The organism is Streptomyces sp. NPDC025793, assembly GCF_055558375.1.
Map to the genome: position 1 here is coordinate 92,063 of NZ_JBVHMR010000030.1, position 9,953 is coordinate 102,015.

8 protein-coding genes are annotated in these 9,953 nt (G+C 71.4%); 3 read left to right on the forward strand and 5 right to left on the reverse strand.

Annotated features, from left to right (window positions below; all coding sequences use genetic code 11):
* The first annotated feature begins 151 nt into the window (after nucleotides 1-151).
* Nucleotides 152-2,410, forward strand: coding sequence for a transglycosylase domain-containing protein (locus ACZ4MF_RS36750; protein ID WP_467497041.1), 2,259 nt, complete (start codon nucleotides 152-154; stop codon nucleotides 2,408-2,410).
* 169 nt (nucleotides 2,411-2,579) lie between these two features.
* Here the strand turns inward: ACZ4MF_RS36750 and ACZ4MF_RS36755 are convergent, their stop codons facing one another.
* Together ACZ4MF_RS36755 and ACZ4MF_RS36760 are read right to left on the reverse strand one after the other, a co-directional pair.
* The gene (locus tag ACZ4MF_RS36755; protein ID WP_467497043.1) at nucleotides 2,580-2,771 is read right to left on the reverse strand and encodes a hypothetical protein; all 192 of its coding nucleotides are present in this window, start codon (nucleotides 2,769-2,771) and stop codon (nucleotides 2,580-2,582) included.
* Nucleotides 2,772-3,035: 264 nt separating this feature from the next.
* Nucleotides 3,036-3,260 (reverse strand): hypothetical protein, encoded by a 225-nt coding sequence (locus tag ACZ4MF_RS36760; protein ID WP_467497045.1) that lies wholly within the window; start codon nucleotides 3,258-3,260, stop codon nucleotides 3,036-3,038.
* A 213-nt stretch (nucleotides 3,261-3,473) separates the two neighbouring features.
* Here ACZ4MF_RS36760 and ACZ4MF_RS36765 point away from each other — a divergent pair, with 213 nt between their 5' ends.
* The gene (locus tag ACZ4MF_RS36765) at nucleotides 3,474-3,920 is read left to right on the forward strand and encodes a hypothetical protein (protein WP_467497047.1); all 447 of its coding nucleotides are present in this window, start codon (nucleotides 3,474-3,476) and stop codon (nucleotides 3,918-3,920) included.
* A gap of 169 nt (nucleotides 3,921-4,089) precedes the next feature.
* Here ACZ4MF_RS36765 and ACZ4MF_RS36770 read toward each other — a convergent pair whose 3' ends face one another.
* Entirely contained in the window at nucleotides 4,090-5,043 is a 954-nt protein-coding gene (locus tag ACZ4MF_RS36770) for an alpha/beta hydrolase family protein (RefSeq protein WP_467497048.1), read from the reverse strand.
* A gap of 465 nt (nucleotides 5,044-5,508) precedes the next feature.
* On the opposite strand from ACZ4MF_RS36770, the gene ACZ4MF_RS36775 reads away from it, so the two are divergent.
* Nucleotides 5,509-8,652 carry an ATP-binding protein gene (locus ACZ4MF_RS36775; RefSeq protein WP_467497050.1) on the forward strand — a complete coding sequence of 1,048 codons (3,144 nt, stop codon included), beginning with the start codon at nucleotides 5,509-5,511 and terminating at the stop codon, nucleotides 8,650-8,652.
* Here the strand turns inward: ACZ4MF_RS36775 and ACZ4MF_RS36780 are convergent.
* Both ACZ4MF_RS36780 and ACZ4MF_RS36785 read right to left on the reverse strand, forming a co-directional pair.
* On the reverse strand, nucleotides 8,630-9,424 hold the full coding sequence (locus ACZ4MF_RS36780; RefSeq protein ID WP_467497052.1) for an ABC transporter permease: 795 nt from the start codon (nucleotides 9,422-9,424) through the stop codon (nucleotides 8,630-8,632). The two genes, ACZ4MF_RS36775 and ACZ4MF_RS36780, sit on opposite strands and share 23 nt — an antisense overlap.
* On the reverse strand, nucleotides 9,421-9,953 hold a 533-nt coding region (locus ACZ4MF_RS36785; RefSeq protein ID WP_467497054.1), incomplete at its 5' end, for a DrrA family ABC transporter ATP-binding protein. The genes ACZ4MF_RS36785 and ACZ4MF_RS36780, both read right to left, overlap by 4 nt.

The window sequence follows — 9,953 nt, forward strand, 5'->3', positions numbered from 1 at the left end:
CCCGGCGGAAGCGGGCCGTGCGACGGACACAGGGCGTGCCGCGGCGGGTACTCGGCGTGCACAGGCCGGGAGTTCCGGCAGACGCCGCTTCATCGACTATCCGCGGGCGGACAAGCACGGCGTCCGGCGGTGGCTACCGTCGTGGAAGCTGGTGTCCGGCACGTTCCTGCTGTTCCTTGGCTGCGTGGTGGGCCTGTTCGGGTACGCCTACGCCACGACGACGATTCCCAGTGTGAACCCCAGCACACAGGCGCAGAGCAACACGTACTACTGGTCGGACGGCTCTGTCATGACGACACAGGGGTCGACCAACCGGCAGAACATCGACCTCGCCCAGGTCCCGAAGCTGGTGCAGTGGGACTTCCTCGCCGCCGAGAACGCCACCTTCTACACCGACCCCGGCATCGACACACAGGGCATGCTGCGCGCCGTGTACCACATGGCTTCCGGCGGCGAGGTGCAGTCCGGGTCCACCATCACCCAGCAGTTCGTGAAGAACACCTACCTGACCCAGGACCAGTCGGTCACCCGCAAGCTGAGGGAGATCATGATCTCCCTGAAGATCGGTGGCCAGCTGTCCAAGCAGCAGATCCTCCAGGGCTATCTCAACAGCTGCTACTACGGCCGTGACGCCTACGGCATCGAGGCCGCGGCGCGCACCTACTACCACGTGCACGCCTCCCAACTGACCGTCAGCCAGGGCGCCTTCATCGCCTCCACGGTCAACGAGCCGAGCCTGCTGATGCACGCCGACACCGACCCGCAGGCCAAGGCCCAGGCCACGGGGCGCTGGAAGTACGTGCTGGACCGCATGGCCAAGATCAACAAGATCACCGCCGCGCAGGAACAGCAGTACCTGGCCGCCGGGTTCCCGACGCCCAAGGCCTACTCCCCGTCGGCGGGCATGGCCGGGCAGACCGGCTATCTGGTGCAGACCGCCGAGAAGTACGTCGAAGCCCATACGTCCCTTACGGACCAGCAGTTGGGCAATGGCGGCTACCAGATCTACACCACCTTCAACAAGAAGAAGGTGAACGCGCTGTCGGCGTCCGTGGCGGCGATGGAGAACAAGCACCTCGACCCGAAACACCGCTCGGCCGACAAGGACGTCCAGGTCGGCGCGGCGTCCATCGATCCGTCCACCGGCGCGGTCGTGGCCCTGTACGGCGGCGACGGCTGGAACAAGGGCCACTGGACGAACAACGCCGACGCCACCGGTGTGCCGGTCGGCTCCACCTTCAAGCCCTTCGACCTGGCCGCCGCTCTCGACCACGGTGCCGTCCTCTCGCCGGGGCAGCCGGCCTCACCGATCACCCCGGACTCCAAGTTCAACGGTGACGACGGCATCACCATCAAGAACCAGCAGGGCCAGGAGATGCCGGACCCGGGCGACCCCTCGGGTCTCCTGCACCAGCGCAACGACGTGCCCACGAAGTGGGGTTACATCACACTGCGCAAGGCCATGGAACAGTCGGTCAACACCCCCTACGTCCAGCTCGGCGAGTACGTCGGCTACGACAACGTGGAGGGAGAGGCCATCAAGGCGGGTCTGCTGCGCAAGAGCCTTCAGTACGACACCCCCGGCTTCTACATCGGCACCTCCACCCCCTCGGCGATACGCATGGCCGACGCGTACGCCACCTTCGACGCCAGCGGCGTCCAGCACGAGCCGTACTCGGTGACCAAGGTCGTCGTAGGCGGCCGCCAGCTGCCAGGCTTCGCGGCACCCAAGGGCATCACCGCCATGCCCTCCTCGACCGCCGACACGGTCACCGACGTCCTGCAAGGTGTCGTGAAGAGCGGAACCGGCACCAACGCCCAGGCGCTGGGCCGCCCGGTGGCCGGCAAGACCGGTACGACCGACGACTACAAGTCCGCCTGGTTCATCGGCTACACCCCGCAAATGGTCACGGCGGTCAGCATGTTCAAGGAGGACCCGAAGAACTCCGGCCTCCAGTCGATGAAGGGCGTCGGCGGCTTCTCCAAGGTCTTCGGCGCCGACATGCCCACCGAGGTGTGGACCGGCTACATGACCGGCGCCCTCCAGGGACAACCCGTCCAGCAGTTCCCGCCCGCACCCACACTGGGCCAGGGCGCGAACGAGTTCGGCACCCCGACGGCCGCCCCCTCCCCGACCGCGACCAAGCCCTCGGCCAAGCCGACCAAGCCCACACCGGGCTCCTCCGACGGGGCCTGCCGCCACCACAAGAAGAACTGCGTCAGCCCGAGCCCGACGGACACCACCGGCACCACGACCGGCGGCACCGGCGGCCTGACCGGCGGCGCAGGCAACGGCGGCCTGCTCGGTGGCGCCACCGGCGGCACCACGAGTGGCAACACGGGCGGGACAACCGGCGGCACCAACGGCGGCACGTCGCCCACCCCCACCCGGCCCGGCCGGCATCCCTGACAGCCCTCGGACGGCACGAACTGCCCGCTCCGCACACCTGACACCGAGGCCCCGGCTCCCCCGAGCCGGGGCTTCGGCGTCCGTGGCCGGGCCCTCCGTCTGCACGACCGCGAGGACGCCCGTCACGACGTCGGCGGTGCGCGAGCCGGCGAGGTCTCCCGGTCCCCTGTCAGTCGCAGGCGGGGGCATTGCCGAGCACGTCGTCGACGTGGCAGATGAGGCTCACCGGCGTCTCCAGGAGCGGGAAGCCCGAGGCGTCGTCGTTGGTGCTCGGGGCGGAGCCGCTGTGGGCCGCCGCGGTGGTCGCGCCTCCGAAGGCCGCTGCGGCGGCAAGGACGACGGCAGCGAGAACAGTACGCACGCGCAATCACACTCCCTTTTGTCAGAAGGATCGATCGCCTCAGGAGATGACCGCCTCACAGCCCGCCGAACCGACCGTGGCCGAAGATCACTCACAGGGACGCACCACGACTTCGACACGCCCACGGTCCCCCACCACCTCGGCCTGCCCATGCCGTTCCCCGCCCTGATCGCGCCGGGCCCGTCCGTCGGCACCTTCGGCGAGCGCGTGCCCATCTCCAGTGCATCACCGAGGAGTTGGAGCGACCACGCGCCTCGGACGGCATCACCTCTCAGCCGCTCCGGCGGCGTCGGCCGCCGCTGGTGATCGATCGGCGGCGGTGGCGTGCGGCTGGGGCATCGCCGACAGGGGCACGCCCAGTGCCCCTGTCGAGGCACGCAGACAGTCCTCGCGGGCGGCCACGGCTGCGAGCGCGGCGGCCGGCCGGGAGATGAACGCGCAGGCCAGCCGGGGATCAGCCGGCCGGGCGAGCCCATTCGTGTCGTACACGAGCATTCGTGTCGTCCACGACCCCGCCACGCCGCGCGCTGACTGGCGGGCCCTCCGCATCACACTGATCCTGTTCATGGTCGGCAGGCAACGCGGTGCGAGGGAATTCCGTCTTGCGGGGTATCAGGCTGCGGTCGAAGCGCAGTCGCCGGCCCAGGACATGGGCGGCGGCCCGGCCGTGGATGGGGACCAGATGAGGGGCAGGACAGCAAGATGAACCGTGGTATCGGCTCCGCCGGGAAAACCGGCTTCCGCCGTCAGGGAGCCAGGGTTGTCGCCGTCGGCGCACTCGGCGCGGCCGCCGCCGTGCTGGCAGTGACACCGGCGTTCGCCAAGGGCGACGTCGTTCTGACCGCGTCGCCCGGCACGGCCCGGGCCGGGCACACCGTCCATGTCACCGGGCACGGCGCAAGCGACGCCGTGCGCTTCGCCAAGCTCTGTGCGCAGGAGCGCACGGGGACGCGCGGCGCGTGGCACACCGTCGCGTGCGGCCGGATCACGGAGATCGGGGGCAACGAAGCCAAGGTGGACGCGAAGATCAAGGTCACGCGCCGCGGCGTCGTGCAGTTCCGTGGCGTGCTCTACGGCGTCGACGGTCCGCGTGGCGGCCACCCCCACGCGGACATGAGCACGCCGGCCAGGACCGTCCACGTGCGCTGACACACTCACCGCACGCGCGTCCTCGGCCGAGTGACGCCAACGACGCCTCGGCCGGGGAACCCCGGTCGTCGTCGAGGCCTGACGCGCCGGTACGTCCCTCCTCGGCCTGCTGCGCTCCGGCACCCGCTCCCGCAGCGAATGCCTCACCCGCACCGGCGAGGGCGACATGTCAGGGGATGAACGTCACCTCCGGGAAGGCCGTGGACGGCCCGTCGAGCAGGTGCCCCCGGCGGTGCCGCAGATGCAGGTCGAAGAAGGCGAGCGGGTACGCCTGCTGGATCCGCAGCGCCCGAGCCGGATCGAGCGTGCCGATCCGGCCGCGCAGCTCCTCGTCGCTCATCCCGACCACCTTCGCCAGCTGCGGGATCAGTACCTGGTTGTCGCAGTACGACGAGTGGACGGCGCCGTCGGCCTGGACATTGAGCCGCCACCCCCGCAGATGCGACCAGAACTCCGCGGCACTCGGATCCTCGGCCCGGGTGAACACGGCCGTCATCATCATGAACGGCCGGTCCAGGTCCGTGGTGATCGTCGGTTCCATCGGGCCGTCGAAGCTCAGCCCGGCCCGGACGCGTCGGTCCTCGATCATGACGAGGGCGGTCGCCGTCCCGCCCTTCGACCAGCCGAACATGCCGATGCGGTGCAGGTCGAGGGCGCCGCACAGGCCGGCCGGCAGCGGCCGCTGCTCAGCGTCGGGGCTGCGCCCCGCGTCGAGGTCCTCGACACGGTCGAGGACGAACCGGATGTCCCGTGCGAAGTCCCCCGGCCCCAGGGCGTGTTGGGGGTCTCGCAGCGGGACGACGACCCGGCCGTCGGGGAACTCGCTGAACGCGTCGCCCGTATGGTCCACCGTGACCACGACGTACCCGTGGCTGGCGAGCTCCTGCACCACGACGGTGGCGTCGGACCGGTGGTCGTGGGCGCCGTGCGAGAACACGACGACGGGCAGCCGGCCGCCCGTTCGCCGCACCGGGGCGCCCTCGTGACCGGCCGTGAACGGTGCCGACACGGCGTCCGCGGCGAACCCCACGGACGTCAGGAGCTCCCGCAGCGGCTCGGCGGCCATCCAGGGTGCCCGCGGATACCGCCGGACATCCCGGGCGGGGTACCAGACACTGGCCATGAGCTCACGGTGTCGGCCCGGGCCGGCCGCGGGATCCGGGCGTGTGGCGTCCACGAGGTGCAGCGACACCGTGCCCACCGGGTACGGCCCCGTGGGCACGGGAAGGATGAGCCGCGCCGGGCCCGGAGCCGTCCGGGCGGCCCACGCGGGCCGCGCGACGCCGAGCGGCACAGCGGCGCCGGCCGCCAGTGCCGCTCCCATCAGACGGCGGCGTGTCAGACCGCCACGACTGTCCCTGTCCCTGTCCCTGTCCCTGCTCGTGTTCATGTTCGCTCTCACATTCATGTGCGTGTCCATGCGGGAACGCTGTCAGGCGGCACACGCGCACACATCCACCCGGCGAACGCATCACCGGTCACGCATGCCTCCGCAGACTTACGTCCGTGGGATGAGCGCCGGACCCGCACCGGCTCCGGCCCGGCCCCGCCAGGTGCGTCTCGGCGCCCTGCTGGCTAACCTTCACGCGTGACCATCGAGTTGACCCTGCTGCCCCGAGTCGCCTGTCGCGGACAGGAGATCACGGCGCCTCGGCTGCGCGGACTGCTGGCGTTGCTCGCCGAGGATCTGCGCACCGGGTGCAGCACGGGCCGGCTGGTGGAGGGGCTGTGGCCGGACGAAATGCCGGGGCGGCCGGGCAAGGCGGTGCAGGTGCTGGTGTCGCGGCTTCGGGCACAGCTGGGTGCCGGACTGATCGTGAGCACGCCGACGGGGTACCGGCTCGCGCTGGACGAGGCCCAGGTCGACAGCTCGGCGCTGCTGGCGCACGAGGGCGCGAGCGCCGAGCGGGCGCGGGCGGGAGATCACGAGGGCGCCCTGACGCGGGCCGAGGCGGGCCTGGCGCTGTGGGACGGCGGTCTGAGCGCCGCGGACGGCGAGGAAGAGCACGACCCCGTGACGGCGCTGCGTGCCGACCGGGTCCGGGCCTTTCGTTCACTGGTGCGGTCCCGGGCGCTCGCGCTGGCCCGGCTGGGGCGCACGGAGGAGGCCGCGGCACCGCTGGCCGAACTGGTCGGCGAACTGCCCCGCGACGAGGAGCTGTTGGCCGAGTTGCTGCGCTGCGAGGCGGCCACGGCGGGCCGGGCCGCGGCACTCACCCGGTACGACACCTATCGACGCGGGCTGCGCGACGAGCTGGGCACGGATCCCGGGCCCCGACTCAGGTCCGTGTACCAGGAGTTGCTGCACGCGGACGCACCACCCGTGCGCCACGGTGTGCCGCACGAGCCGAACCAGCTGCTGGGGCGGGACGCCGACGTCGCCGCCGTCGCCCGGTTGCTGCGCGACGCCCGGGTGGTCACCGTCACGGGCCCCGGCGGGCTGGGCAAGACGCGGCTCTCCCACGCGGTGAGCCGGGCGGCAGAGCAGCCGTTGGTGCACTTCGTCGCCCTGGCCGGGGTCACCGCCGACGAGGACGTGGTCGGCGAGGTGGCCTCGGCGGTCGGCGCCGGTGAGGGCCGGCAGTTCACCGGTGGGGACGAGGTGGGCGGCATCGTCGCCGCGCTGGGCCCCCGCCCCGCTCTGCTGGTGCTGGACAACTGCGAGCATGTGCTCGCCGGCGCGGCCGGTCTCGTACAGGCACTGGTGTCACGCTCGCAGGAGTTGCGGGTGCTGGCGACCAGCCGGGCGCCGCTGGGGCTGACCTCGGAGTCCGTGTACACGCTGCCGGAGCTGTCCCTGACCACGTCCTTCGAGCTCTTCGAGCAGCGCGCGCGAGCGGCCCGGCCCGGTGTGGAGCTGCCCGCCGACAAGGTGGCCGAGATCTGCCGTCACCTGGACGGGCTGCCGCTGGCCGTGGAACTCGCCGCGGCCCGGGTGAAAGTGCTCTCCGTTGCCGACATCTCGCGCCGGCTGCGGGACCGTTTCGCACTGCTGCGCGGCGGCGCCCGGGACGCGCCCGAGCGGCATCGCACGCTGCAAGCCGTGGTCGAGTGGAGCTGGAACCTGCTGGAGAACGACGGCCGGACGGCGCTGCGCGCGCTGTCGGTCTTCCCCGGGGGCTTCACCGTGGACGCGGCGGAGTATGTGCTCGGGGAGCCCGGGGGCGCGCTGGATCTGCTGGAGCAGCTGGCCGGGCAGTCCCTGATCAAGGTGGGTGACAGCCCTTCCGGGGCGCGCTTCCACATGCTGGAGACGCTGCGGGAGTTCAGCGCCGCCCGGCGGGCGGAGGCGGGCGAGGACGAGGCCGTGACCGGGCGATTCCTTTCCTGGGCCCGGGACTTCGGCCGGGCGCACCACGACGGGATGTACGGAGCCGACGCGGTGTCCTGCGTCGACCGCTTCCGTGCGGAGCAGGACAACCTGGTGCTGGCGCTGCGGCACGCCCTGGCCCGTTCCGACGGATCGGCCGTCGCCGCCGTCACCGCCGTGCTGGCCTCCTTGTGGTCCATCGGCAACAACTACTCCCGGTTCATCACCCTCGCCGCCGAGACGGGCGGGCCGCTGTCCCGCTTCCGTCCGGGGCCGGAGCACCCCGAGGACGTGGAGGTGGTCCGGAGCGCGGCGGTGGTGTGTACGGCCGGTCTCCTCATGGGCTACGGCCCGCACGCCGTACGGCAGTTGGCCGTCCTGCGCAGACTGCCACCCGGTCCGCCGGACAGTGTGCTGCGGGCACTGGCCGTCGTGCTGTGCGCCGTTCCGGACCTGCACCCGCCGCGGTACTCCCGGCTGCAGGAACTGTGCGACGCCGACGAGCCGATGCTGGCGGGCATCGCGTCGGGCGTCGCCAGCTATGTGTGGGAGTCCGAGCACGAGACGGAGCGTGCGCTTGAGTGCGCGCGCCGCATGCTCGTGGCGCTGGGGCCGTTCGGCAATCCGTTCATGCTGCTGCTCAGCCATGGGCGGATCAGTGAGCTGTGTCTCAAGACCGAGCGCGGCGCGGAGGCGTACGACCATCTGCGGGCCGCGGACGCGCTCGGCGCGGTCGGCGACTGGTCCGACTCGATCGGCGTCCGCTACGGGCTGGTGTCCGCCTGTCTGCAGCGCGGGGAGGTCGACGAGGCGGAGTACTGGCTGGGCCTCGCCGTGCGGGACCGCCGGCCGGAGTCCCCCCAGTCCTTCACCGCCGAACTGCAGGCGGCCAGAGCCGAGGTCGCACTGGCCCGGGGACTGAGCGAGGTCGGACTCGGCCTGTGGCGCAAGGCGGTGGAGGGATTGCGCGAATACAGCCTGCTGCATCCCGGTGATCCCTTCATGGATCAGTGGTGCCTCCAGATACAGGCGGCCGCGCTCGCCGCGCACGCGCAGCACGGCCGGCTGGAGCCTGTGGCCCGCCTGTTCGTCCGCCTGCGGGAACGGCTGCTCGCGCTGTTGTCCGATGCTCCCGGCACCGTGGACATGGTGGAACTGACGGTGTGCGGCACCGTTCTGCTGGCGCTCGGTCACGCCGGACTGGCCCGTGGTGACACGGCTGCGGCACGGCTGGTGGCACTGGCGGAGCGGATGCCGGTGATGCGCGACTACCCCACCCTGTCCTCGGAGCGGTCCCGGCAGGCGGCCGAGAACGCCGCCAGGGCGGCGTACACCGAGGCGAGGTCGGTGTACGCCGCCCTGGGGCGGGAGGAGTTGCGGGCCGCGGCGCTGCGCGAGCTCACTGCCGCGGCTCACGGTTGAACCGCGCCTTGGACCACAGGTAGCCCAGCAGGCTCAGCCCCAGGGACCAGGCGACGGCGCTCACCGCGTTCCTGGTGCCGACGTGGGTGCCCAGCAGTAGCCCGCGCAGGGTCTCGATGGCGGGCGAGAACGGCTGGTACTCGGCGAACCAGCGGAAGCCCTCCGGCATGGTGCCCACCGGCACGAACGCGCTGGACAGCAGCGGCAGCAGCGTCAGCGGCATACCGAGGTTGCTGGCCCCTTCGGCGTTGGGGCTCACCAGGCCGATGCCCACCGCGATCCAGGTCAGCGCGAGGCTCACCAGGGCCATCAGCCCGGCCGCCGCGAGCCAGTCCAGCGGCGTCGCGTGGGGCCGGAAGCCGATGGCCAGTGCGATACCCAGGATCAGCACCAGAGCCAGCAGCGTCTGGATCACGCTGCCGATCACATGGCCGACCAGCACCGAGGGGCGGGAGATCGCCATGGTGCGGAACCGGGCCATGATGCCCTCGGTCATGTCGGTGGCCACGGACACCGCGGTGCCGAGCGAGATCATGCCCACGGTCATGAGGAGAACGCCGGGGACGAGGTAGGCGACGTACTCGGCACGGTCCGCGTGACCTCCGGTGATGCCGGCGCTCATCGCGTTGCCGAAGACGTAGACGAACAGCAGCAGGAGCATGACCGGGGTCAGCAGGACGTTCAGGGTGAGCGAGGGATAGCGGCGGGCGTGCAGGAGGCTGCGGCGCAGCATGGTCAGGTTGTCGCGGAACGCGTAGCCGGCGGCGCTCATCGAACGATCTCCTTGGTAGCGGAACCGGTGGACCGGGTGGAGAGGGGGTTCCCGGTGAGTGCGAAGAACACGTCGTCCAGGTCCGGGGTGTGCACGGACAGTTCGTCGGCCTCGACGCCGGCGCTGTCGAGCCAGTCGAGGATGGCGCGCAGCTCGCGCTGGGTCCCGTCGCTGGGAATCTGGACGGAGAGGGCCGCGTCGTCCCGGGTGGTCTCGCGCAGTGCGGTGGCCGCCTGTTCGTAGACGACCGGGTCGGAGAAGCGGAGCCGTACGTGTCCGCCGGGGACGAGGCGCTTGAGTTCCTCGGCGGTGCCCTCGGCGACGAGCCTGCCGCCGTTCAACACCGCGATGCGGTCGGCGAGTTGGTCGGCCTCCTCCAGGTACTGGGTGGTGAGGAAGACGGTGGTGCCGCCGGAGACCAGTTCGCGGATGATCTGCCACATGGTGTGCCGGGAGCGGGGGTCGAGGCCGGTGGTCGGCTCGTCCAGGAAGATGATCCGGGGGTCGCCGACCAGGGTCATGGCGATGT